Raw genomic sequence first — 24,456 nt, 5'->3', positions numbered from 1 at the left:
TGAATTTCCACGTAATGCTTGGAATAAGCTGCTCTTATTTGGGTTTCGACTCCTGGACTAGCTCTGGCCCTCTTCTAAAGGAGACATCCCGGCAATGTCAGGAGGTAGCGTTCATGCGCTTGACAATGTCAGAATGCCTATGAGAGAGTGCCGACATTGGAGGTTGGCATGACTGATGGACCTCATCGTACATTACCGATGCGATCGGCATGGAAGAGGTTTGCTTATCGCGCGGACAATCAAATCTATAGTGCTGAAGAGGTGGCTGAGCTTGTATGCCCAGCACTTGCTAGTGATTGGCACTCGGAGGTCCGGCCAAGCCTTATCAATTCTGCGACTTTGATATTAGAAGAATCTGCGCAGCAAGGGCTTTTCGAGAATGAGATAGACAAAATAAATCGTCTTCGGTCATCATGTGATTCGCCGCTCGCCGCTGCCTTTTGCGATGCCGTAAAAAACGTTTTAATAGACGGCTTGCGTGCGCCTGATACAATAGAGCAAGCAATAAAAACGTCGCTTGTTGATCGAGCCCTTTGTCAAATCAGGGCGGTTGAAGAACATTACATGCGAAGATCGGACAGAGTGCGCGCGTTGAGCGTACGGCTGCGACTCGAAGAAGCTGTAAATTGTACGTCGTTCGATGCACTTGTGAAGGCAATTTCAAACGGCCTGAGTATCATAAAGAGATTTGAGCCAAAAGTTCGCAACGATTTAGATGATGGAGTTCAGCTATGCGCGCGCTAGAATATGCGGCTTCTAACAAGGTGCCGCATCTCATTGACGCAGTTCAGCACGAAGATCAAATCAGAAATGGCGCCAGAGCTGCCTTAATCGACAAAAACATCATTCTATCAACGATCGGATTGGAAAAATATTTCTTTGCAAAGTGGGAGCCGTTGCTTGTCGACTTAATGGTAGTGGCAGCGGCTATTGAATACTGCGATATTGTTCACCGCCGGCCTCCGCTTGGTTGGGCGCGATCATTCGATGTACGTATTGCCGTACATTTGCCTGAAATTTGGCAAAAAAGTAATGTGCAAAATTCGATCGTTAGTGCCGCCAATCTTTTAACTGGAGATAAATGGAAATTCAGTTTCGAAAAACGTACTCGACCGGCGGAGCGGGCCCAAGAGCAATTGCTAGAATTAGGTTCTTCAGCAAAAATCGTTATGCCTTATAGTGATGGCTTGGACTCTCGCGCAGTGGCCGCACTAATTGCGAGCCAAGAGCGTGACAGTTTGGTGCGCGTCAGGCTCGGCGCGCGAGGCTCTGACCAGAGCGTGCCTTTGCGACGTCGCTACCCTTTTACAGTTGTTCCTTATGCGGTACGTGTCTCAAAGAGGGATCGTCGCGAGTCATCGGTTCGGTCTCGTGGCTTCAAATTCTCGGTTGTAACTGGCGCCGCTGCACATCTATCAGGTGTAAAAAGGGTAGTTGTAACAGAGAGTGGTCAGGGTATATTTGGGCCTGTTCTTACTGTTAGTGGTCATATGCATCCAGATTATCGCGTCCATCCAACCTTCTTGAGGAAAATCGAAAGTATATTTTATTCGTTATTCGGAGAAAGTCCGCGTTACGAATTTCCTAGGATTTGGAGTACCAAAGGAGAGACGATAGCCGCGGCAATTGCTCTTCCGTCAAAGTTCGATCTGTCGAATACACGCTCCTGCTGGCAACAGTCGCGGCAGGTGTCAGTTGATGGTCGTAGAATTCAATGCGGCGTGTGTGCTGCTTGCTTACTACGCCGGATCAGCATGCATCGGGCTGGTCTCAGCGAGCCTAGGAAGACATACGTGTGTGATGATCTTTCGCTTCCCAGTCTAGATAACTGTGCTGCACTAGGGTTTTCTAGGATTGGAAGGGCGTTTAGGGAATATGCGATTGCTGGCGTGCTGTATCTCGATCATTTGGCGTCTATGGCTGAATCGAAGCTGCACTTAGAGGTCAAGCGACGTATTGCAAGGGAGGTTGCGAGCGCAGAAGACATAAATTCGAGTACAGCAGAAAAGAATTTGCAGGAATTACTTGAGCGGCATCGAGATGAGTGGATTAACTTCATGAGGCATGTAGGTTCAAAGTCTTTTATCTATGACATTGCGTCAGTGCGGCCATGAGCAATAATATCGACCAATTCACGCCTCAGGAGGTAGGTGAGCGGCTGCGTATCGCGCGCGAAAGTGCAAAGATCACTCAGGCAGCTGCCGCAGATGCGATTAATGTTGCTCGTACTACAATCGTCGCTATCGAGCAAGGTCAGCGTCGCATTCGGCTGGATGAGCTTCAGCGTCTAGCCATCACATATGACACCTCAGTTAATGCTGTTCTGCGTCGTGAAGCCGTCTACGTAGATCTCAAGCCGCGGTTTCGAAAGGGGCCTGAAAAAAACGTCGAAGTTGAAAGGGCTACCGATACGTTAACGAGGCTGGTGCAGGCTGAAATTGAATTAGAAAGCTTGCTCGGGGTGCAAAGGAGACGTAATGATCCTCCGGAGAGACCTCTGTTACCGGGCGATGTCGCATCGCAAGCGGAGCAAGATGCGTTCGAGTTACGTCAGTGGTTAGGCCTTGGGCTTGCGCCAGTGCATGACATTGCCTCTTTGCTTGAGTTGCAGCTCGGTGCGCATGTCTTTGTGCGTAAACTTCCAGCAAAAATTTCCGGTCTATATGCTTATGTGGATGGGCCAGGAGCGTGTATTTTGTTGAATGCTGCGCACCCTCGTGATCGCCGAGCGCAGACTGCTGCTCATGAGTTAGGTCATTACATTTCTACGCGCCGTGCGCCGGATGCCGTTTACGAAGGTTCATCCGATGAGAGTCGCGAAGAGCGCTATGCAAATACGTTCGCTCGGGCATTTCTCACTCCTGCTCGCACTGTCATGAGTAAGTTCCAAGACGTGACAGCTGGAGCGTCACAGCTAACAAGGCGTCATGTCATCATCTTAGCTCATACTTTCGGCGTTTCACGCGAGGCGATGGTACGAAGATTAGAAGAGCTAAAACTGACCAAGGCAGGGACGTGGGATTGGTTTGCTCGAAATAATGGAATAACCGATGAGCAGGCTCGCCAGGTTCTTGGGGTGACTCAGTCAGATCACGAAAAGCTGGAGGCTGCGCAATTGGTTCCACTTAGACTTGGGGCCATGGCGGCCGAGGCGTGGCGGCGTAAGCTTCTGAGTGAGGGGCAAATTGCGCGCCTACTTGGTCTTGACCGCACGGAAGTGCGCGAGATCGTGGATAGCTGTAACGATGAGGGGGGTGATGCAGATGCATCTCTCAGGCTCCCCATCTAATCGGGTGTCCCCCCTAATCGGCGATGCCAGTTTTTGGATCAATCTCTTTGCGACGGGGCAGTCAGAAAGCCTACTCAATGCATTTGGGGAACTTCCGCGCATTACTGATACCGCGTTGCGGGAGTTGGGGCGTGGGCGTTCGAAAGGTCGCTGTGCGGCGGAACTCATGGACACATTAGTGTGTGCGGGAGGGGTGAAGGTTGAGCGCTGCGCAGCCGAGGATGAACAAGCTTTTCTCAATCTGACAATTGGGCCTGCGGAAAATACTCTCGATGATGGAGAAGCTGCGACGCTTGTATGCGCATCAAGATTGGGTGGGACAGCGATCATTGATGAACGCAAGGCAACGTCGTTGGCGGAGATCGTTTTCCCAAAAATTCAAATTATATCCACTGTAGAGCTAATAATTGAGGCCGGAAAGATTTCTAAACTTAACGGAGATTTTATATCTGATGCTATCTTCAACGCGCTTGTTGATGCGCGTATGCGAGTTCCTGATAGATATCTCAGTACCGTTGTTTCTCTTCTCGGCGCCGAACGGGCATCGAAATGCCTTAGCCTACCAGCTCATGTACGAATAACAACAAAGTGATAATTGCTTGTCATAAATATGAAGTTTGCGCAATCATGTAGGCGTCCGGGCCAATGTGCCGCGACTAGAGCAAGCCGCGGCACATCACATTACGCCACCGCTGCCACACCCCCCGGCATCAACCTTCCCTCCTCCACCGCATGACACGCCACCCCATCCCGAAACACCGGCACCTCCGCCTTGCACCGGTCATTCGCGAACGGGCAGCGCGGGTGGAAAGTACACCCTGACGGCGGGTTGATCGGGTTCGGGATCTCGCCCTGCACCGGCACGCGCTGCCGGCCGACATGGGCGAGGTCGGGGACCGCGTCGAGGAGCATGCGGGTGTAGGGGTGTTTCGGGGCGGTGAAGAGCTCGCGGCCGCCGCCGATCTCGACGATGCGGCCGAGATACATCACGCCGATGCGGTTCGCCATGTGGCGCACCACGGCGAGGTTGTGGCTGATGAACAGGTAGGTCAGGCCGAGCCGGTCCTGCAGGTCGCGCATCAGGTTCAGGATCTGGGCCTGGACCGAGACGTCGAGGGCCGAGGTCGGCTCGTCGGCGACCAGGAACTCGGCCTCGGAGGCGAGCGCCCGCGCGATGGCGATGCGCTGGCGCTGGCCGCCCGAGAAGGCGTGGGGGTAGCGCTTGCCGTCGTCCGGGTGCAGGCCGACCAGGGTCAGGAGCTCGCCGACCCGCGCTTGAATCTCGCGCTCGCCATTGAGGAGCCCGAAGGCGCGGATCGGCTCGGAGACGATCCGGTCGACCCGCCAGCGCGGGTTCATCGAGGCGTAGGGGTCCTGGAAGATCATCTGGATGCGCCGCCGCAGGGCCCGGCGCTCGGCGGCCTGGCGCGGGTCGGTCATCGAGACGCCACTGATCGTGACCTCGCCGTCGGAGGGCGGCATCAGGCCGACCACCATGCGGGCGACCGTCGACTTGCCGGAGCCGGATTCGCCGACGATCGCCAGGGTCTCGCCCCTGGCGACCGAGAACGACACGTGGTCGACGGCGCGTAAGTATTGGCGCGGCTGGCGCTCGATCACCCGGTTGAGCCAGGGGCGCGAGACGTCGAACAGGCGGCGCAGGTCGCGGACCTGCACGTAGTCGGGCTGGGGAGCGATCACGGGCTTCAAGGCGATGTGGGGCTTCATGCGGCGGCCTGTCCGGACGCGTCGTAGAGGTGGCAGGCGACCCGGTGCGAGCCGACCACGAGGGGCTCGGGCCGGTCGACCGTGCAGCGGGCAAAGACGTTGGGGCAGCGCGGGTTGAAGGCGCAGCCGGGCGGGATCGCCGAGAGCCGCGGCATCGCGCCGGGGATCTGGGCCAGGCGGTCGGCCTCGTGCGACAGCGACGGGATCGCCCCCATCAGGCCCTTGGCGTAGGGGTGGAGCGGATCGCCCACCAGCGCCGCCACCGGGCCGATCTCGGCGACGCGCCCGGCATACATCACAGCCACCCGGTCGGCGGCCTCGGCGATCACCCCCATGTCGTGGGTGATCAGCATCACGGCGGTGCCGTGGTCGCGCCCGAGGCGCTTCAGGAGCGTGATGATCTGGGCCTGGACCGAGACGTCGAGCGCCGTGGTCGGCTCATCGGCGATGATCAGCTCCGGCTCGGCGGCGAGCGCGAGCGCGATGACGACCCGCTGGCGCATGCCGCCCGAGAACTCGTGCGGAAAACCGTCGATGCGCCGCTCCGGCGCCGGGATGCCGACCTCGGCCAGGAGGTCGATCGCCCGCTGGCGGGCGGCCTTGGCCGAGAGGTCGGTGTGGGTGCGGATCGTCTCCTCGATCTGCCGGCCGACCCGGTAGAGCGGGTTGAGGCTGGTCAGCGGGTCCTGGAAGATCATGCCGATGCGCTTGCCGCGCACCTTCCGCATCGCCTCCGGGGGCAGGTTGTCGATGCGCTCGCCGTTGAGGCGGATCTCGCCGCCGGCGATGCGGCCGGGCGGGTCGATCAGGCCGATCACCGCCGAGCCGGTCACCGACTTGCCGGCACCGGACTCGCCGACGACGCCGAGCACCTCGCCGCGCTCGATCTCGAAGGAGACGCCGTCGAGCGCCGTCAGCACGCCGCGGCGGGTGGCGAACTCGACCCGCAGGTCGCGCACCGAGAGGACGGGTTGGGACATGGTGGAACCGGGTGTCATTGCAGCTTGGGGTTCAGGGCGTCGCGCAGCCAGTCGCCGAGCAGGTTGATCGCCAGCACGAGGCCGGCGAGCGCCAGGCCCGGAAAGGCGACGATCCACCACTCGCCCGAGAACAGGAAGCGGTTGCCGGTGCGGATCAGGGTGCCGAGGGACGGCATCGTCTCCGGCAGGCCGGTGCCGAGGAAGGACAGCGTCGCCTCGGTGATGATGGCGAGCGCCAGGTTGATGGTGGCGATGACGAAGACCGGGCCGGTGACGTTCGGCAGGATGTGGCGGGTGAGGATCACCGGGGCCGAGAGGCCGATGAGCCGGCCGGCCTGGACGTAGTCCTTGTTCTTCTCGACCATCACCGAGCCGCGCACGGTGCGGGCGTACTGCACCCAGAACGACAGGCCGATCGCCACCACGATGAGGGCGATCTGCGCCTCCGCCTCCATGTGGCCGCCGGCCACCGCCTTGGCGACGCCGTCGACGATGAGGGCGATCAGGATCGCCGGGAAGGTCAGCTGCACGTCGGCGACGCGCATGATGACGGTATCCACCCATCCGCCGGCGTAGCCGGCGATGAGCCCGAGGCCGATGCCGATGAAGCCCGACAAGAGCACACCGAGCACCCCGACGAGGAGCGACAGGCGCATGCCGTAGAACACCGCCGAGAGCACGTCGCGGCCCTGGTCATCGGTGCCGATCAGGAACGGCGCCTGGCCGTCGGCGTACCAGAGCGGCGGCAGGTTGGCGTTCATCAGCTCGAGCTGCGCCGGGTCGTAGGGGTTCTGCGGCGAGATGACGGGGGCGAGCAGCGCCAGCGCGACGAACAGCACGGTGGCGGCGAAGGCCGCCATCGCCAGCTTCGAGCGCCGGAAGCTGGCGAGGAGGTCGGAATCGAGGAACCGGCCCAGGCGCGAGGGCGGGGCCGCGGCTGCCAGGGCCGGCGCGGGAGTGGGGGAGGCCATGTCTCTAAACAATCCTCACGCCGCCCGCCGCACCGAGAGGCGCAGGCGCGGGTCGACGATGGTGTAGAGGAGGTCGACCACGAGGTTGATCGACACGAAGATGAGGGCGACCAGCAGCAGGTAGGCGGCCATGATCGGCACGTCGACGTTCTGCACCGCCTGCACGAACAGCAGGCCCATGCCCGGCCACTGGAACACCGTCTCGGTGATGATCGAGAAGGCGATGATCGAGCCGAGCTGGAGGCCGGCGACGGTGATCACCGGGACGAGGGTGTTCTTGAGCGCGTGGCCGAAATGGATCGACCGGGTGGTGAGGCCGCGCGCGCGGGCGAAGCGGATGTAGTCGGTGCGCAGGACCTCCAGCATCTCGGCCCGGACGAGGCGCATGATCAGCGTCATCTGGAACAGCCCGAGGGTGATCGAGGGCAGGATCAGGGCGCGAAGCCCCGAGGCCGTGAGGAAGCCGGTGGTCCACCAGCCGATCCGCACCGTGTCGCCGCGGCCGTAGGACGGCAGCCAGCCGAGCGTCACCGAGAACAGGAAGATGAGCAGGATGCCGATCAGGAAGGTCGGCAGCGACACGCCGATGAGCGAGATGGCCTGCAGGAGCTTGGCTCCGACGCTGTCGCGGTGGAGCGCCGAGTACACCCCCATCAGGATGCCGGCGGTGAGCGCGAACAGGGTGGCGCAAAGCGCCAGCTCCAGGGTCGCGGGCATCCGCTCGGCGAGCAGCGTCGAGACCGGCTGGCGGAACTGGTACGAGTTGCCGAACTGGCCGCGCACGGCGTTGCCGGCGTAGCGGGCGAACTGCACCAGCACCGGATCGTCGAGGCCGAGGCTCTGCCGGATCTGCAGCCGCTCGGCATAGGGCGTGTCCGGTGCGACGAGCTGGTTCACCGGATCGCCGGCGAAGCGGAACATCGCGAAGGCGATCAGCCCGACCGCCAGCAGCACCCCGACGGATTGCAGCAGGCGGCGGAGAATGAAGGCGAGCATGAGGGGGGTTTCTTGGGTTCTCGTGTGGTCCGAGAAATCTCGGAGTTCGAACTGGAGGGATGAGGGTCGGCTAACACACTCGTCCGTCAACAAAAAAGGCACCAGGATCTCCTCTCCCCGCGGGCGGGGAGAGGAGAATGCGCACGGCCCTGCCGCCCTATGCCTCAGGTGCCGCTTACGGCTCCTTCGAGACCCAGAACAGCATCATCTGGTTGTCGGCGCGGGGCACCAGCTTGACCTTCTTCGACACGCCCCAGGCCAGCGCCTGCTGGTGCAGCGGGATGTAGCCCCAGTCGGCCATGACGATGTCGTAGGCCTGCTTGATCATCAGGTTGCGGGCCTCCTGGTCGGTCTCGCGCTCGATCTTGTCGGCGAGCGCATCCACCTTCGGGTTGCAGTAGTTCCCGAGGTTGGTGGTACCGCGCGGGGAGTTCTTGTCGTTCCGGCAGCCGGCGATCTCGTACAGGATGTTGTGCGAGTCCATCGACGACGGCGTCCACCCGAGCATGTAGAACGAGGTGTCGAAGGCGGGCTTGAGGATCTTGGCGAAGTACTTCGCCTTGGGCTGGGCGATCAGGTTCACCTTGACGCCGACGCGGGCGAGCATCGAGGTGATGGCCTGGCAGATCGCCTCGTCGTTGACGTAGCGGTCGTTCGGGCAGTCGAGCGGCACCTCGAAGCCGTTGGGGTAGCCGGCCTCGGCGAGCAGCGCCTTGGCCTTGTTCGGGTCGTAGGCCGGGCGCTTGAACTCGCCCGCCAGCGGGAAGAGCGGCGGGGCGATCAGCAGGGCGGCCGGGGTGGCCTGCCCGCGCATCACGCGCTTGACGATCGCGTCCTCGTCGATCGCCCGGAAGAACGCCTCGCGCACCCGCACGTCCTTGAACGGGTTCTTGCCCTTGACGTTGGAGCCGCGCAGCTCGTCGCTGGTCTGGTCCATGCCGAGATAGATCGTGCGCAGCTCGGGCGCGTTCACCACCACGGCGTTGGCGCTGGAGCTCACCCGGCTCTGGTCCTGGAGCGGGACGGGATCGACCCAGTCGACCTCACCCGAGAGCAGGGCGGCGACGCGGGTCGCGTCGTTGCTGATCGTGGTGAAGATCGCCTCGTCGATGTTCGACTCGACCTTGCCCCAGTAGCCGTCGAACTTCTTGAACACCGTGCGCACGCCGGGCTGGTGCTCGGTGATGGTGAACGGGCCGGTGCCGTTCTCGTGCAGCGCCGCGTAGCTCGGGGTCGAGGCCGAGACCGGGGTCGGCTTCGTCGCGTCGTGCTTCTCGGCCCAGGCCTTCGACATGATGTACCAGCCGCCGAACTGGTACAGGGCGATGGGGTTGGGGTTCTTCAGCACCATGTCGACGGTGTGGTCGTCCACCTTCACGAAGGTGGCGTCCGCCGGCACGTTGGTCTGGAAGTTCGAGCCCGGTGCCCGCACGCGCTCGGCGGAGAAGATCACGTCGTCGGCGGTGAACGGCGTGCCGTCGTGGAACTTGACGTTCTTGCGAAGCTTGAAGCGGTAGCGGGTCGGCTCCGGGGTCTCCCAGGATTCGGCGAGGCCCGGGACCAGCTTCAGGTCCTTGTCGCGGGTGACGAGGGATTCGTAGATCGCGCCGTGGGCCGCGATCGTGAACGTTTCCTTGAGGGTGTACGGGTCGAGGGACTTCAGGTCGCCCTGGAAGGCGAACCGGAAGGTGTTGGCGGCCGAGGCCGGCGCGGCGGCAGCGACCGCCGCGAGGGCCGTGGCGGCGGCGAGGCACTTCAGCAGCGGACGAAACTTCACAGGCGACATCGACGGGTCCACTCCGCGGGGATCTCTGAGCGCGTTAGAGCACCTTCCGGCGCCGCAGGCGACGCCAGAGTGATGAAAAATGATGCACCGTCCCGGCCCTTCTCGCCAGGGGCTGGAAGGGTGTGGAACGATCGTGCCGCTCTAACAAGTCCCGGGCCAACAGCCGCCGGGCCATGCGCCCGGCGCGGACCCGCGACATTTGCGAGCCGCACGAGGCGGTTGACCGCGTGCCGGTCTGCCTGTTGCATCCCGGGCGGCAGTTCCCGCCCCGACACGAGCGTTTTGTCACATGCCCGTCATCAACCGCGTCGCCGCCCTCGCCGACGAGATCACGGCCTGGCGCCGCGACTTCCACCAGCATCCCGAGCTGCTGTTCGCCCTCGACCGCACCTCCGGCCTGGTGGCCGAGCGGCTGCGGGCCTTCGGCTGCGACGAGGTGGTGACGGGGCTGGGCAAGACCGGCGTCGTCGGCGTCATCCGCGGCCGCAACGGCGGCTCGGGCAAGGTGGTGGGCCTGCGCGCCGACATGGACGCCCTGCCGATCGAGGAGACCAGCGGCGTCCCCCACCGCTCGACGGTGCCGGGCAAGATGCACGCCTGCGGGCATGACGGCCACACCGCGATGCTGCTCGGCGCCGCCAAGTACCTCGCCGAGACCCGCAACTTCGACGGCACGGCGGTGGTGATCTTCCAGCCGGCGGAAGAAGGCGGCGGCGGCGCCGACGTGATGCTCAAGGACGGCCTGATGGAGCGCTTCGGCATCCAGGAGGTCTACGGCCTGCACAACAAGCCCGGCATGCCGCTCGGCAGCTTCGCGATCCGCCCCGGCGCGATCATGGCGGCGGCCGACCGGATCACCATTATGGTCCGCGGCAAGGGTGGCCACGCGGCAGCCCCGCACGACTGCATCGACCCGGTGCTGGTCGCCTCCCACATCGTCACGGCGCTGCAATCGATCGTCTCGCGCACGGTCGACCCGGTGCAGTCGGCGGTGATCTCGATCACGCAGATCAAGGCGGGCGACGCCTTCAACGTGATTCCGGAGACCGCGATCCTCAACGGCACGGTGCGCACGCTCTCGGAATCGGTCCGCGACCTGTGCGAGGCGCGCATCAGTCAGGTGGCCTCGAACGTCGCCGCCGCCTTCGGGGCCACGGCGAGCGCCGATTACGGCCGCGGCTACCCGGTGACCGTCAACGACGCCGAGCGCACCAGCTTCATGGCCGACGTCGCGGCGGAGGTGTCGGGCGAGGGTGCGGTGGAGCGCGCCGTCGCGCCGATGATGGGCGCGGAGGACTTCTCCTACATGCTGAACGCCCGGCCCGGCGCCTACATCTTCCTCGGCACCGGCCCCGGCGCCGGCCTGCACCACCCGGCCTACGACTTCAACGACCAAGCGGCGCCCTACGGCGTCTCGCTGTTCGCCCGGATGATCGAGCGGGCGATGCCGGCGGCCTGACGGGGCGGGATCCTCAGGGTTCATAAAAGTTCGTGTGAACGAAGTCTGAGGGTCTGCTCCCTTCGTCAGCACTCTGCACGTCATCCCGGGGCTCGGCGAAGCCGAGAACCCGGGATCCATAACCGCTGACGATGCAGGACGAAGCGGAGCACGAGCCGCCTCATTCTCCAACATCCGCGGTTAGGGATCCCGGGTTCTCGCGTGCCCCGGGATAACGCGGAGGGTGTCGGTGCCGTGGAGAGAAGGCCTGTCGGCCTCACACCTCGAACGTCACGCCCTGCGCCAGCGGCAGGGTCTTGCCGTAGTTGATGGTGTTGGTGGCCCGGCGCATGTAGGCCTTCCAGGAGTCCGAGCCCGCCTCGCGGCCGCCGCCGGTTTCCTTCTCGCCGCCGAAGGCACCACCGATCTCGGCGCCGGAGGGGCCGATATTGACGTTGGCGATGCCGCAATCGGAGCCCGACGCCGACAGGAAGATCTCGGCTTCCGCCAGATCCCGGGTGAAGATCGAGGAGGACAGGCCGGCGGCCACCGCGTTCTGGGCCGTGATCGCCTCCTCCAGCTCGGTGTAGCGCGTCACGTACAGGATCGGCGCGAAGGTCTCGCGGCGCATCGGACCGGCCTGCTCGGGCATCTCGACGAGCGCCGGGCGGACGTAGGCCGCCCCCTCGCCGCGAATGTCGCGCAGGCGCTCGCCGCCGTGGACGGTGCCGCCGATCGCCCGCGCCTCGTCGAGGGCGCGCGCCATGCCGTCGGCCGCGGCGACGTCGATCAGCGGGCCGATCAGGGTGGCGGGGTCGCGGGGATCGCCGATCCGCACCGAGCCGTAGGCCGCCTTCAGGCGCGGCACCAGGGCGTCGTAGACGGATCCGTGCACGAACAGCCGCCGCAGGGTGGTGCAGCGCTGGCCGGCGGTGCCCATCGCCGCGAAGGCGATGGCGCGCAGCGCAAGGTCGAGGTCGGCGGAAGGGGCGACGATGGCGGCGTTGTTGCCGCCGAGCTCGAGGATCGCCCGGGCGAAGCGGGCGGAGAGCTTCGGCGCCACCTGCCGGCCCATGGCGGTCGAGCCGGTGGCGGAGACGAGCGCGACCCGCTGGTCCTCGACGAGGCGCTCGCCCAGCTCCCGCCCGCCGATCAGCAGGCCGAGCAGGCCGTCGGGCGCGTCCGAACCGAAGCGCTTGACCGCCTTCACGGCGAGCGCGTGGACGGCGAGCGCGGTGAGCGGCGTCTTCTCCGACGGCTTCCAGATGACGGGGTCGCCGCAGACGAGGGCGAGCGCCGCGTTCCAGGACCAGACGGCGACGGGGAAGTTGAACGCCGTGATGACCCCGCACACCCCGAGCGGGTGCCAGACCTCCATCATCCGGTGGTCCGGCCGCTCGGTGGCGATGGTGAGCCCGTGCAATTGCCGCGACAGGCCGACGGCGAAGTCGCAGATGTCGATCATCTCCTGGACCTCGCCGAGGCCCTCCGAGAGGATCTTGCCGGCTTCCAGGGTCACGAGCCGGCCGAGGTCGTCCTTGTGGGCGCGCAGCTCCTCGCCGAGGAGCCGCACCAGCTCGCCCCGACGCGGCCCCGGCACCCGGCGCCAGGCCAGGAACGCCTCCGCCGCCCTGCCGATCGCCGCCTCGGCCTCCTCCCGGTCGGTCTCGCGCAGCTCGGCGACCACGCCGCCATCGACCGGCGAGCGCGCCGGCGTCCCGCCCTCGGCGAAGGCGGAGGCCGGGACGCCGAGGCGCTCCAGCACGGCGCGCGCGTCATCGCGGACGGACAGGACGGTGGGGGCCATGCGGGATGCTCCGGCGGATCTCACGAGAGCCGGGACACTGCGACAGCGCCGGCGGCAGGGCAAGCCGGGCTCACAGCCAGCCGAGGGCACGGAACCAGAGATAGTCGAGGGGGGCCAGCACCGCGAAGGTGACGGCCGCGACCGCGAGGCAGAGGCGCGCGCCGTCCCGTGCCGGCACCCGGCCCAGGCCCATCGCGACGACGATCGGGGCCGCCTGATAGGGCAGGAGCGGGGTGGCGTAGCCGATCACCTGCACCATCAGCACCGTGGCGAGCGGCAGGCCGCTGCCCTCGGCCAGCAGGCGGGCGAGCGGGGTGAACAGGGCCGGGATCCCGTTCGCGGTGACGGCGAAGTTGAGGAGGGTGGCGAGGCCGACGAGGCTCGCGAAGCTCGCGCCCGGCCGTGCCGGATCGAGGGGCAGCACGGCCACCAGCGCCGCGCCGACCCGGTCGCCGAGGCCGGTGCGGGCGACGAAGGCGGCGAAGCCCAGGATGCCGGCGATGTAGAGGCAGGTGCGGATGTTGACCCCGGCGGCGAACTCGTCGCCGGACAGGACCCCGACCCGCGGCATCAGGCACAGGCAGGCCGCCGCCAGCCCGATCCAGGCCGGCGGGACGCCGTGCACCGCGTCGGTCATCCACAGGGCCAGGGTGGCGAGGAGCAGGCCCGCGAGCCGCCGCTCCTCCCGGCTCATCGGGCCGGGCCCCGGTCCGGCGTCGGCCGGGACGAGGGGGCCGGGGCGGAACAGCACGAGGATGCAGGCGGCGAGCACCGCGCCCTTCAGCAGCCCGAGAACCGGGGCGTGCAGGGCGAGGTAGGGCAGGTAGGCGAGATGGAGGCCGAAGGCGCTCTCGGCGGCGCCAGCCATGACGAGGTTCGGCACGTTGGCCGGCAGGATGCTGGCCGAGAGCTGGAAGGTGCCGAATCCCACCGCCAGGGCGAGGCCGACCCGGCCGCGCCCCTGCGCCGGCAGCCCGGCCCGGTCGGCCAGCGCCATCACCACCGGCATCAGCACGGCGATGCGGCCCATGTTCGAGGGCATGACGAAGGCGAGCGCGTAGGTCAGCCCGATCACGCCGGCGACCAGGGCCGGCCAGGAACCGGCGAGGCGCGGCGCGACGAGCCCGGCGACCCGGTCGGCGAGGCCGACCTTGCGGATCGCCGCCCCGATGACGAAGCCGCTCAGGACGAGCCAGAAGGCCGAGGAGGCGAAGCCGGAGAAGACCACCTCGGGCGGCGCCAGCCGCAGGATGGTGGCGGCGGCGAAGAACAGGAGGGCGGTGAGGAACTCGGGCAGAAGGGCGAAGGCCCACAGCCCGACGGTCGCCGCCGCCACCAGGGCGGGCCACGCGAGGCCGCCCACCGTCGCCGATCCCATCACGGATCCTCCCCCCGCTCTCGTCCGGGAGGGTTTCCGACCTGGAAGGGTCCGAGAAAAGACGTGGTTCGGCGAGGGCGGCTTCGCCGCGGGCGAAGGAGGGCCCTCTCCCGCGAGGGGAGAGGGCCCTTGCGGGCCTCAGGCGGCCTTCTGCTTCGGCTGGATCAGCTTGCGGTTGACCAGCACCTCGGCGATCTGGACCGTGTTGAGGGCCGCGCCCTTGCGCAGGTTGTCCGACACGCACCAGAACGACAGGCCGTTCTCGACCGTGATGTCCTCGCGGATGCGCGAGATGTAGGTCGCGTCCTCGCCCGCCGCCTCGTGCGGGGTGATGTAGCCGCCGGGCTCGCGCTTGTCGTCGACCAGGATGCCGGGCGCCGAGCGCAGGATCTGGGTCGCCTCCTCGGCCGAGAGCGGGCGCTCGAACTCGACGTTCACCGCCTCCGAGTGGCCGATGAACACCGGCACGCGCACGCAGGTCGCCGTCAGCTTGATCTTGGGATCGAGCATCTTCTTCGTCTCGGCCACCATCTTCCACTCTTCCTTGGTGGAGCCGTCCTCCATGAAGACGTCGATGTGCGGGATGACGTTGAAGGCGATGCGCTTGGTGAACTTCTGCACCTTGACCTCGCCGGCGGTGAACACCGCGCGGGTCTGGTTGAACAGCTCGTCCATCGCGTCCTTGCCGGCGCCGGAGACCGACTGGTAGGTCGCGACGACGACGCGCTTGATGGTGGCGGCCTCGTGCAGGGGCTTCAGGGCCACGACGAGCTGCGCGGTCGAGCAGTTCGGGTTGGCGATGATGTTCTTCTTGGTGAAGCCCACGACGGCGTCGGCGTTCACCTCCGGCACGATCAGCGGCACGTCGGAATCGTAGCGGAAGGCCGACGAGTTATCGATGACGACGCAGCCCTGCTGGCCGATGCGGGGCGACCACTCCTTCGAGGTCTCGCCGCCGGCCGACATCAGGCAGATGTCGGTGTCGGAGAAGTCGTACTGGTCGAGGGCCTGGACCTTCAGCGTCTTGTCGCCGAAGGACACCTCCTGCCCGAGGCTGCGGCGCGAGGCCAGCGCCACCACGGTGTCGGCCGGGAAGGCGCGCTCGGCCAGGATGTCGAGCATCTCGCGGCCCACACTGCCGGTGGCTCCGACGACGGCAACCTTGTAACCCATCTCAATCGCTCCAGTTCGGAATGGCTCCTCCCCGGGCGATCTCAGGCGGGCTTGAGGGAGCCCGGCCTCCGCCCGCCACGGACGGGGAGGGATCCGAGGACGACGCGAGGCTTCAGCCGGCGGCGGTAATCGCCGTCGTGGCTTTGCGTTTCGTCGTGGTCGACACAGGCCGCATGGCGCGGTCAGTCCCCGGAAAGCTGCACCCGAGATGGGGTGCGCGAGCGCCCGCAGCAACAGCCCGAACGCGCCGTGCTGTCAAGGGCCGGATTCGGTCGCCGGCAACAGATTCTCGCTCCCGTCACCCGTTAGCACCGCGTTCACCCTGATCCGGTCCCGTCGGGGACAACCCGGCCCGGGTCAAGGAAATCGCTAAAATGCGGTGCGATCCCGGAGGCGACGACCACGCGCAACCGGAGGAGCGATCCCGTGCGGCAGAGGCCGGACTTCGACGACGCCGCCCTCGAGCGGGCGGGGATTGCCCTCGCACAGGACATCGGTCCCGTCGAGCCGTTGCTGCCGCGGCCGCTGCGGCGCGTCTCCCCGCGGGTCCCTCGACCCTGGCGCGCGGCCGGGCGGACCCTCGGGGCGGCGGCGGTGATCGCGCTCCTGAGCGTGCTCGCCAGCGAGCGGCGCGCCGCCGATCCGCCCCTCTCCGGAGAAGCCGCCTTCGTGCCGCGCTTCGCCGCCCCCGCGGTGGCGCCGCCGGCCTGGAGCGCGGTCGCGGCCGACCGCTACCGCCTCGGCGAGGAGGCGGCCGGCAGCGCCCGGGTGCAGCCCGGCCTGCGGGAGGACACGCTCACCGCCGGCACCTTCGCGGCCCAGGAGGCGCCGTTCCTGCGCCTCGTCGCCGCCGAGGCGGCGGAGCCGGACGGGGAGGGGAGCCTGTTCGTCACCCTGGCCCGCCGGGCCGCCGAGGCCGGCGGCCTCTCGGTCGCCCGCACCGGCGAGCGCGGCCAGCTGACGACGCGGTTCGGGGCGCTGGACACCGTCGACGCGACCCTCGCGGGCGAGGAAGGCCGGCGCGCCTGCACGGCGTTCCGCCTCGGCACCGCGCCCCTGCGGCTCGAGGGCTGGCTCTGCGCTCCCCTGGGGCAGCTGCCCGAGCCGCAGGCCGTCGCCTGCGCGGTCGATCGCCTCACGCCGCTCCCGGGTGCCGGGCTGACGCCAGCCGTGGCCGAGATGCTGGCGCAGCCCCGCCTCCCGGCCTGCGCCCCGGAGGAGCCGGCCACCACCGCCGCGGTTCCGACGGGCCGCAGGCCGGTTCGAAAGAATGCGGCGAGAGTGCGGCATTCGCGACCAGCGTCGCCGTGAGACGGAACCTCGGCCGCGCTCGCACGTCTCTTTCCATAACGGCGTCGTTTCTTAACGAGTGCGGCGCTACCCTGGCGATGTTCATCAAAGGTGCGTCATGCGCTTCCAGACTCTCGCCCTGACCGGGCTTCTTTCCCTCGCGGCCCTGGGCGCCGGCACCGCCGCCTCGCAGGCGCAGGACAGCTACGTCATCCGCAGCTACCGGGACGGCCAGGGCCTCGCGATCCGCGTGCGCCCGCGCAGCTGGCTCGATGCCGGCAACGTGGTGGAGGCCAATTCGGGCGCGACCGGCAACCCGGCCACCAACCCGCATTTCATCACCGCGTCCTACCTGAACTCGCCGCCCTACATCGCCAACCGCGAGCGCTGGGGCGGCGCCGGCATCCTGCCCGACCCGATCACCAACGGCCCGTTCATCGGCGCCCGCCGCAGCGCCGTCACGGTCGACCTGTCGGCGATCGACTACCTCGACCCGACCTCGCCGCTGTCGCGGGCGCGCGGGTACTGAGCCGACCGCATCAACCGGACGTGCGACGGGCCCCGAGAGGGGCCCGTTTCTTTTTGGAGTTTCTCTCGACCGGTTTCGCACCCTCCGCGTCATCCCGGGACCGCGCAGCGGAACCCGGGATCCATAATCGCTGACGTTGAAGAAAGAGGCGGACCGCGTTCAGCCTGTCCTGGATCGTCAGCGGTTCTGGATCCCGGGTTCTCGCCTGCGGCGAGCCCCGGGATGACGCCGAGGACGACCGATGCGGGCAGTCATTCAACTTGCCGCACCACATCGACGAGCATCGAATTCTATTTGATTTGCGGCGTTACTAATATCACGGAGTCATTTCGGGGTCGCGCGGCGGAGACCGGAATGACCCCGGTGGAGGTCAACTGTGTCGGCGAGGAATCGACAGGTTCTGGATGTGGCAAAGTCTCTTACCGGCTCCGCCCCTACCGCTCCTCCGCCTTCACCCACTTGATCACGCGCGGCGGCTCATACGCCCGGATCCGCGCCACGAGGTCCGCCGGCTCGGTGCCGACGATCAGCATCGCCCGGTGCGGCTCGCGCACGAAGCCCTCGGCGACCACGGAATCGAGGAAGCCCAGGAGCCCGTCGTAGAAGCCGCCGGCGTTGAACACGGCGAGCGGCTTCCTGTGGTAGCCGAGCTGGGCCCAGGTCCAGACCTCGAACATCTCCTCGAAGGTGCCGAGGCCCCCCGGCAGGGCGACGAAGCCGTCGGCGAGGTCGGCCATCAGGGCCTTGCGCTCGTGCATCGAGGCGACGACGCGCAGGTCGGTGAGGCCGAGATGGGCGGTCTCCTTCTCGACCAGCGCGCGGGGCATGATGCCGGTCACCCGGCCGCCGGCACCGAGGGCGCCGTCGGCGACCGCCCCCATCAGCCCGACCTTGCCGCCGCCGTAGACCAGCTCGATCCCGCTCTCGGCGAAGTAGCGCCCGAGCGCGGTCGCCGCCTCGCGGTAGAGCGGGCGGGCCCCGTCGCTGGAGCCGCAGAACACGCACAGGCGCATGGGTTCGCCCCTCCTCTGGCCGGATGTCAGCCCGCCTGGGCCTGCAGCTCGCGCACGATGGCGTCGCCCATCTCGGCCGTGCCGACCGCGTTGGTGCCCGGCGCGGCGATGTCGCGGGTGCGGGTGCCGCTGGCGAGCGTCCGGGTGATGGCGCTCTCGAGCTGGTCGGCCGCCTCGATCAGGCCGAAGGAGTAGCGCAGGGCCATGGCGAGCGAGCCGATCATGGCGATCGGGTTGGCGAGGTTCTGGCCGGCGATGTCGGGGGCCGAGCCGTGGACCGGCTCGTAGAGGGCGCGGCGGGTGCCGTTCTCGACCGCGCCGAGGGAGGCCGAGGGCAGCATCCCGAGGGAACCGGTCAGCATCGCGGCCACGTCCGACAGGATGTCGCCGAACAGGTTGTCGGTGACGAGCACGTCGTACTGCTTGGGGTTGCGCACCAGCTGCATGGCGCAGTTGTCGGCCAGCACGTGCTCGAGGCCGACATCCGCGTACTGCTCGGCGTGGAGACGGGTGACGGCCTCCTTCCACAAGACGCCGGTCTTCATCACGTTGTGCTTCTCGGCCGAGGCGACCTTGTTGCGGCGCTTGCGGGCGAGGTCGAAGGCGACCGCCGCGATGCGCTCGATCTCGCCGGTCGTGTAGACCTGGGTGTCGACCGCGCGCTTCTGGCCGTCCTCGAGGGTCACGATCTCCTTCGGCTCGCCGAAATAGACGCCGCCGGTGAGCTCGCGCACGATGACGATGTCGAGGCCCTCGACCAGCTCGCGCTTGAGCGCCGAGGCGTCGGCGAGGGCCGGGTAGCAGATCGCCGGGCGGAGGTTGGCGAACAGGCCCAGGTCCTTGCGCAGGCGCAGCAGGCCCGCCTCGGGGCGCTTGGCGTAAGGAACGCCGGCCCATTTCGGCCCGCCGACGGCGCCGAACAGCACCGCGTCGGCGGCCTTGGCCCGATCCATCGCGGCCTCGGAGAGCGGCACGCCGTGCGCGTCGATGGCCGCACCCCCGACGAGGTCGGTCTCGGTCTCGAACTGGGCGATGCCGGCGCGGGTGAACCAGGCCAGCACCTTGGAGACTTCCCGCGCCACCTCGGGGCCGATGCCGTCGCCGGGCAGGAGCAGGATCTTGTACGTGGCCATGGCGTGACCTTCTTCGTCTGGAAATTCCGGGTGTGCAGAGGGAAGGCTTCCCTCTGCCGGGATCGACAGCGCTCTCCGGACGAACCGGTCCCCGGTTCGTCCGGAGAGCGCGTCATCATCAAGGTCGCGATCTGCTCCCAGGGGAGAGCGGATCGTGGGCAGCGCCCCTGGGCGTTACGACTTGCGGGCGACGGTGAAGCGGGCGGCCTCGCACAGGGTCGCGGCGGCCGTGCCCCAGGGCTTGAGGGCCGCCTCGCACTCGGCGACGAGGCGCTCGCACTCGGCGCGGGCGCCGTCGAGGCCGAGGCGGTCGACGAGCGTGGCCTTGCCGGCGTCCTTGTCCTTGCCGGTGCGCTTGCCCATCGCCTCGGCGGAGGCCTCGCGGTCGAGGATGTCGTCGGCGACCTGGAAGGCCTGGCCCAGCGCCCGGCCGTAAGCCAGGAGCGCGCGGCGCTCGTCGGCCGAGGCGCCGCCGACGAGGGCGCCGGCATCGACCGAGAAGGCCAGGATGGCGCCTGTCTTCATCGCCTGGAGCTGGAGCGTCGCGTCGACGTCGAGGTTGGCCGGGCCGAAGCGCCCCTCCGCCCCGAGGTCGAGGAGCTGGCCGCCGACCATGCCGCCGAGGCCCGAGGCCCGGGCGAGGCCGAGCACCAGCTCGGCGCGGATCAGCGGGTCGGCCTGCCAGGCCGGATCGGCGACGATCTCGAAGGCGAGGGTCTGGAGGGCGTCGCCGACCAGGATCGCAGTGGCCTCGTCGTACTTCTTATGTACGGTCGGCTGGCCGCGGCGCAGGTCGTCGTCGTCCATCGCCGGCAGGTCGTCGTGGACGAGCGAGTAGCAATGCACCAGCTCGACGCCCGCGCCGGCCGCCAGCGCGCCCTCGAACGGCCCGCCGAGCATCCGGGCGGTCTCGATGGCGAGGAACGGGCGCAGGCGCTTGCCGCCGTTGAGCACGGCGTGGCGCATCGCCTCCATCAGCCGGGGCGGCCGGGCGATCTCGCCGGGCTGCACCGCGTCGCCGAGGCGCTCGGCGAGAAAGCCTTCGACGGTCTTGGCGACGGCCGAGAGCCGCGCCGTGAAATCGCCTGCCTGCGGGTATCCAGTGGTGCCGGCCATCGTATTTTCCTGGGGACGGCCCGGCGTCGTGTCCTGCGGGGCCCGCGTTGACGTCATGGTGGCCTCGTATCGACGGGCACGCCGAGAGGAGGGTCGGATTCAGGAGCCGCGCGCCACGGCGGACCGGGACGGGGCAGGTCGGGACGGAGGCTGGCCGCGGCCGCTGCGGGGGCTGGTGCCGGCGGGCGCGCCGCCGGTCCGGGCCCGCGGGCGGCGGGTCTTGCGCGCCGTGCTCCTCGTGCCCGTCATGGCGGTCGCCTTCCTCCTGGTCCTGGCGCTCGTCTATCGCGCGCTGACCCCGCCCTCAACCCTGATGCTCGGCCGCTGGGCCACGCTGCAGCCGGTGACCCGGGAGGTGGTGCCGCTGGACGCCATCGCCCCGGCCCTGGTCCAGGGCGTCGTCGCCTCCGAGGACCAGCGCTTCTGCCTGCACGGCGGCGTCGACTGGGACGCGCTCTGGAGCGTGGTCGACGACGAGGACGGCCCGAGCCGCGGCGCCTCGACGGTGACGATGCAGACGGTGAAGAACGTCTTCCTGTGGCCGGGCCGCTCGTACCTGCGCAAGGCGCTGGAGATCCCGCTGGCGCTGATGGCCGACCTCGTCTGGGGCAAGCGGCGGACGATGGAGATCTACCTCAACGTCGCCGAGTGGGGGGAGGGGATCTTCGGCGCCGAGGCCGCCGCCCGGCACTGGTTCGGCAAGCCGGCCCGCGACCTCACGAGGGGCGAGGCGGCGCTGCTCGTCGCCGCCCTGCCGAACCCGATCCTCCGCAACCCGCGCCGACCCACCCGGGCGCTCCGGGCGCTGGCCGGCCGCATCCAGGGCCGCACGGCCGGGATCGCGACCTTGAGCCAGTGCGTGCGGCCGTGACCGGCCGGTTGCTGGATCGTTGCCGGGTGCCGTAAGCGGAGCCGTGCGATTCGCGCGGGGGGCGGCGATGGCGGGCGGTGGAATGCGGGCGGCTCTGGCAGCCGCCATGGTGGCGACGTCACTCTGGCCGTCCGGACCGGCCCGGGCCAACGACAGCGCCGCCGCCCTTGAGGCCGGCGGCCTGGTGCTGGTGCGCGATCCCGACATCGCGCTCGCCAGCGAGGACCTGCGCATCGGCCTCGACCGCATCGCGGTGGACTACGTCTTCCGCAACCGCGCATCCGCGCCGAAGACCCTGCGGGTGGCCTTCCCGCTGCCGGCCATCGACGGGGCGCAGCTGTCGATGAGCGCGCTCAACCTGCCCTACGAGGACCGGGCGAACTTCGTCGGCTTCACGGCGACGGTGGATGGGGCGCCGGTGACGCCGCTCCTTGAGGAGCGGGCCTATCTCGGCACCCGCGAGGTGACCGACCTGCTGCGCGGCCACGGCGTGCCGCTCAACCCGCTGCGGCGCAGGGACGTCGAGGCGGCGCTCAAGCGGCTCTCCCCGGCGGTGCTCGGGGAGCTGGAGAAGGCCGGCCTCCTGTCGGAGGCCAAGGCCGACGCCGACGGCCAGTGGCGCAGCGAGGCCAAGTTCCACTGGGAGCAGACGTTTCCGGCTGGCCGCGACCTGCGCGTGTCCCACGCCTACGCGCCCGTGAAGGGCAACCACCTGCTCTCGATCCAGGAGGCGGCCACGCCCGCCTACCGGGCCCAGTACTGCCTCGACGATGCCGGCCTCGCCGGGATCCGGCGCCTGATCGCCGCCTCGCCGCAGAAGGAGCACGGCCTGACCCGGGCGGTCGAGGTGCCGTACATCGTCACCACCGCCCGCAACTGGGCGGGGCGCATCGGCCGCTTCACCCTGACGGTCGACAAGGGCAGCCCGGGCGCCCTGGTGAGCTTCTGCCGCACTGGCGTGCGCAAGACCGGGCCGACCACCTTCGTGTGGGAGGCGAAGGACTACGTGCCCGACAAGGATCTGATGATCCTGATCGTCTCCAACGACGACGCCCTGCTGGGGATCCGGTGAGCGCGCCCAAGGAGGGCGCGTGCCGGACGCCGATGAGCCGGCGAACCGTCGCGGGCCGGCGCGACTTTCCCCCGAGGCCGCCCGGAACGGGGCTGGCGCGGCGGGCTTTCCCCCCGTAACACCGGCGCCGCCCGCCCGTGCGGCGCGGCCCTCAAAAGGGAAGCACGATGTTCACTCTCGAGATCGACGGCACGCCCGTCGCCATCATCCGGTCGAACGAGGAGCGGGCCCGGGAGCTTCTCGAGGTCGAAGGCTTCAAGGACGACCTGCGCACCATGAAGAGCGACGGCCGCCCGCTGTGGTCGGGCAAGGCCGAAGCCCTGAAGCTCCGCCCGGCGACCGAGGACGAGGTCGAGTCCTTCGAGGACGCCATGGACGAGGACGAGTTCGAGGACGACGCCCCCGAGGCCGCCGCGACCGACTCCCAGGGCCAGACCGACGACGACGAGGACGAGGAGGACGACGTCGACATCCTGTTCCTGGTCGACATCGACGACGAGGACGAGGCGTAGGCGCGAGCCTCGCGCGGCCGGCGCAGGGCCGGCCGCACCCTCCGCTCTGCCCGCGAGGCCCGCCCCGTTCCCGGTGCGGGCCTCGCTCGTTCTCAGGCCCCCAGCTTGCGCTTGCGCTGGCCCAGGGTCCGCAGGCGCAGCGCGTTGAGCTTGATGAAGCCCGCCGCGTCGCGGTGGTCGTAGGCGACCGCACCTTCCTCGAAGGTGACGAGGTCCTGGTCGTAGAGGGAGTTCGGGCTCTCGCGGCCGATGACGTGGACGCCGCCCTTGTAGAGCTTCAGCCGCACCGTGCCGGTGACCATCTCCTGGCTCTTGTCGATCAGCGCCTGGAGCATCTCGCGCTCCGGCGAGAACCAGAAGCCGTTGTAGATCAGCTCGGCGTAGCGCGGCATCAGCTCGTCCTTGAGATGGGCCGCGCCGCGGTCGAGGGTGATCGACTCGATCGCCCGGTGGGCCGGCAGCAGGATGGTGCCGCCGGGGGTCTCGTACATGCCGCGGCTCTTCATGCCGACGAAGCGGTTCTCGACGAGGTCGAGGCGGCCGATGCCGTTGGCGCGGCCGAGCTCGTTGAGCTTGGCGAGCAGGCTCGCGGGGGACAAAGGCTCGCCGTCGATCGAGACCGCGTCGCCGCGCTCGAACCCGATGGTGATGACGGTCGGGGTGTCGGGCGCCTCCTCGGGCGACAGGGTGCGCGAGTAGACGTAGTCCGGCACGTCCAGGGCCGGGTCCTCCAGCACCTTGCCCTCGGAGGAGGCGTGCAGCAGGTTGGCGTCGACCGAGAACGGCGCCTCGCCGCGCTTGTCCTTGGCGATCGGGATCTGATGCTGCTCCGCGAAGGCGAGCAGCGATTCACGGGAGCGGAAATCCCATTCCCGCCAGGGGGCGATCACCGTCACGTCGGGCTTCAGCGCATAGTAGCCGAGCTCGAACCGGACCTGATCGTTGCCCTTGCCGGTGGCGCCGTGGGACACCGCGTCGGCCCCGACCTTCTCGGCGATCTCGATCTGCTTCTTGGCGATCAGCGGCCGGGCGATCGAGGTGCCGAGGAGGTAGACGCCCTCGTACTGGGCGTTGGCCCGGAACATCGGGAAGACGTAGTCGCGGACGAATTCCTCGCGCAGGTCCTCGATGAAGATATTTTCCGGCTTGATGCCGAGCAGCTCCGCCTTGCGGCGGGCCGGTTCCAGCTCCTCGCCCTGACCGAGATCGGCGGTGAACGTCACCACCTCGCAGCCGTAGGTGGTCTGGAGCCACTTGAGGATGATCGAGGTGTCGAGGCCGCCCGAGTAGGCGAGCACGACCTTCTTCACGCGCTTCTGGGGCTGGTCGGACATGCGGGCGGGCCTCACGCGATGGGGAACTGCAAGGGGAACG

Annotated in this window: 22 protein-coding genes; 10 read left to right on the top strand and 12 right to left on the bottom strand. The window is 67.6% G+C overall.

The window, feature by feature from the left end; genetic code table 11:
- Positions 1-168 precede the first annotated feature (168 nt).
- Genes VQ02_RS36920 through VQ02_RS36910 form a run of 4 tightly spaced genes read left to right on the top strand, consistent with a single transcriptional unit; the run spans position 169 to position 3,881 of the window.
- Complete coding sequence (locus VQ02_RS36920) at positions 169-744, top strand: hypothetical protein (protein WP_157080575.1); 576 nt, start codon at positions 169-171, stop codon at positions 742-744.
- Positions 732-2,114 (top strand): 7-cyano-7-deazaguanine synthase, encoded by a 1,383-nt coding sequence (locus tag VQ02_RS36915; protein WP_157080574.1) that lies wholly within the window; start codon positions 732-734, stop codon positions 2,112-2,114. The genes VQ02_RS36920 and VQ02_RS36915 overlap by 13 nt, the downstream gene beginning before the upstream one ends.
- On the top strand, positions 2,111-3,289 hold the full coding sequence (locus tag VQ02_RS35525; protein WP_083469141.1) for an XRE family transcriptional regulator: 1,179 nt from the start codon (positions 2,111-2,113) through the stop codon (positions 3,287-3,289). Before VQ02_RS36915 ends, VQ02_RS35525 begins: the two co-directional genes overlap by 4 nt.
- Positions 3,258-3,881: a PIN domain-containing protein gene (locus VQ02_RS36910; protein ID WP_157080573.1), complete on the top strand. Its 624-nt coding sequence runs from the start codon at positions 3,258-3,260 to the stop codon at positions 3,879-3,881. The genes VQ02_RS35525 and VQ02_RS36910 overlap by 32 nt, the downstream gene beginning before the upstream one ends.
- Positions 3,882-3,970: 89 nt before the next feature.
- Here the strand turns inward: VQ02_RS36910 and VQ02_RS10610 are convergent, their stop codons facing one another.
- From VQ02_RS10610 to VQ02_RS10590, 5 genes are all read right to left on the bottom strand, one after another.
- Positions 3,971-5,017, bottom strand: a complete 1,047-nt coding sequence (locus VQ02_RS10610) for an ABC transporter ATP-binding protein (protein ID WP_048444153.1) — start codon at positions 5,015-5,017, stop codon at positions 3,971-3,973.
- Positions 5,014-5,997, bottom strand: coding sequence for an ABC transporter ATP-binding protein (locus VQ02_RS10605; RefSeq protein ID WP_048444152.1), 984 nt, complete (start codon positions 5,995-5,997; stop codon positions 5,014-5,016). The genes VQ02_RS10610 and VQ02_RS10605 overlap by 4 nt, the downstream gene beginning before the upstream one ends.
- Before the next feature lie 14 nt (positions 5,998-6,011).
- Positions 6,012-6,968 (bottom strand): ABC transporter permease, encoded by a 957-nt coding sequence (locus tag VQ02_RS10600; RefSeq protein ID WP_048444151.1) that lies wholly within the window; start codon positions 6,966-6,968, stop codon positions 6,012-6,014.
- Between the two features lie 15 nt (positions 6,969-6,983).
- Positions 6,984-7,964, bottom strand: coding sequence for an ABC transporter permease (locus VQ02_RS10595; RefSeq protein WP_048444150.1), 981 nt, complete (start codon positions 7,962-7,964; stop codon positions 6,984-6,986).
- Between the two features lie 175 nt (positions 7,965-8,139).
- The gene (locus tag VQ02_RS10590) at positions 8,140-9,750 is read right to left on the bottom strand and encodes an ABC transporter substrate-binding protein (RefSeq protein WP_048444149.1); all 1,611 of its coding nucleotides are present in this window, start codon (positions 9,748-9,750) and stop codon (positions 8,140-8,142) included.
- A 289-nt stretch (positions 9,751-10,039) separates the two neighbouring features.
- On the opposite strand from VQ02_RS10590, the gene VQ02_RS10585 reads away from it, so the two are divergent.
- Complete coding sequence (locus VQ02_RS10585) at positions 10,040-11,209, top strand: M20 aminoacylase family protein (RefSeq protein WP_048444148.1); 1,170 nt, start codon at positions 10,040-10,042, stop codon at positions 11,207-11,209.
- 256 nt (positions 11,210-11,465) lie between these two features.
- On the opposite strand, the gene amaB is transcribed toward VQ02_RS10585, so the two are convergent.
- The 3 genes from amaB to VQ02_RS10570 form a co-directional block, all read right to left on the bottom strand.
- Positions 11,466-12,995 (bottom strand): L-piperidine-6-carboxylate dehydrogenase, encoded by a 1,530-nt coding sequence (gene amaB / locus VQ02_RS10580; protein ID WP_048444147.1) that lies wholly within the window; start codon positions 12,993-12,995, stop codon positions 11,466-11,468.
- Positions 12,996-13,065: 70 nt separating this feature from the next.
- Positions 13,066-14,373: an SLC13 family permease gene (locus VQ02_RS10575; RefSeq protein ID WP_048444146.1), complete on the bottom strand. Its 1,308-nt coding sequence runs from the start codon at positions 14,371-14,373 to the stop codon at positions 13,066-13,068.
- A gap of 138 nt (positions 14,374-14,511) precedes the next feature.
- Complete coding sequence (locus VQ02_RS10570; RefSeq protein ID WP_048444145.1) at positions 14,512-15,546, bottom strand: aspartate-semialdehyde dehydrogenase; 1,035 nt, start codon at positions 15,544-15,546, stop codon at positions 14,512-14,514.
- A 426-nt stretch (positions 15,547-15,972) separates the two neighbouring features.
- Between VQ02_RS10570 and VQ02_RS10565 the strand changes: the two genes are divergently transcribed.
- Together VQ02_RS10565 and VQ02_RS10560 are read left to right on the top strand one after the other, a co-directional pair.
- Positions 15,973-16,857, top strand: coding sequence for a hypothetical protein (locus VQ02_RS10565; protein WP_048444144.1), 885 nt, complete (start codon positions 15,973-15,975; stop codon positions 16,855-16,857).
- Between the two features lie 97 nt (positions 16,858-16,954).
- Entirely contained in the window at positions 16,955-17,365 is a 411-nt protein-coding gene (locus VQ02_RS10560; protein WP_048444143.1) for a hypothetical protein, read from the top strand.
- Between the two features lie 434 nt (positions 17,366-17,799).
- Here VQ02_RS10560 and VQ02_RS10555 read toward each other — a convergent pair whose 3' ends face one another.
- From VQ02_RS10555 to VQ02_RS10545, 3 genes are all read right to left on the bottom strand, one after another.
- Positions 17,800-18,378, bottom strand: a complete 579-nt coding sequence (locus tag VQ02_RS10555) for an LOG family protein (RefSeq protein ID WP_048444142.1) — start codon at positions 18,376-18,378, stop codon at positions 17,800-17,802.
- Positions 18,379-18,404: 26 nt separating this feature from the next.
- Positions 18,405-19,511, bottom strand: a complete 1,107-nt coding sequence (gene leuB, locus VQ02_RS10550) for a 3-isopropylmalate dehydrogenase (RefSeq protein WP_048444141.1) — start codon at positions 19,509-19,511, stop codon at positions 18,405-18,407.
- A 174-nt stretch (positions 19,512-19,685) separates the two neighbouring features.
- Positions 19,686-20,627, bottom strand: coding sequence for a polyprenyl synthetase family protein (locus VQ02_RS10545; RefSeq protein WP_048444140.1), 942 nt, complete (start codon positions 20,625-20,627; stop codon positions 19,686-19,688).
- A 55-nt stretch (positions 20,628-20,682) separates the two neighbouring features.
- Here VQ02_RS10545 and mtgA point away from each other — a divergent pair, with 55 nt between their 5' ends.
- The 3 genes from mtgA to VQ02_RS10530 all read left to right on the top strand — a co-directional run bounded on the left by mtgA (position 20,683) and on the right by VQ02_RS10530 (position 23,082).
- Positions 20,683-21,498 carry a monofunctional biosynthetic peptidoglycan transglycosylase gene (gene mtgA / locus VQ02_RS10540; protein ID WP_083469140.1) on the top strand — a complete coding sequence of 272 codons (816 nt, stop codon included), beginning with the start codon at positions 20,683-20,685 and terminating at the stop codon, positions 21,496-21,498.
- A gap of 67 nt (positions 21,499-21,565) precedes the next feature.
- The gene (locus tag VQ02_RS10535; protein WP_245239678.1) at positions 21,566-22,570 is read left to right on the top strand and encodes a DUF4424 domain-containing protein; all 1,005 of its coding nucleotides are present in this window, start codon (positions 21,566-21,568) and stop codon (positions 22,568-22,570) included.
- Positions 22,571-22,737: 167 nt separating this feature from the next.
- The gene (locus tag VQ02_RS10530) at positions 22,738-23,082 is read left to right on the top strand and encodes a hypothetical protein (RefSeq protein WP_048444138.1); all 345 of its coding nucleotides are present in this window, start codon (positions 22,738-22,740) and stop codon (positions 23,080-23,082) included.
- Between the two features lie 92 nt (positions 23,083-23,174).
- Here the strand turns inward: VQ02_RS10530 and VQ02_RS10525 are convergent, their stop codons facing one another.
- Positions 23,175-24,416: an argininosuccinate synthase gene (locus VQ02_RS10525; RefSeq protein WP_048444137.1), complete on the bottom strand. Its 1,242-nt coding sequence runs from the start codon at positions 24,414-24,416 to the stop codon at positions 23,175-23,177.
- Positions 24,417-24,456 lie beyond the last annotated feature (40 nt).

Source organism: Methylobacterium variabile, from assembly GCF_001043975.1.
Lineage (GTDB): Bacteria > Pseudomonadota > Alphaproteobacteria > Rhizobiales > Beijerinckiaceae > Methylobacterium > Methylobacterium variabile.
The sequence above is the reverse complement of the archived record's forward strand: the minus strand, read 5'-3'. Positions and strand labels throughout refer to the sequence as shown.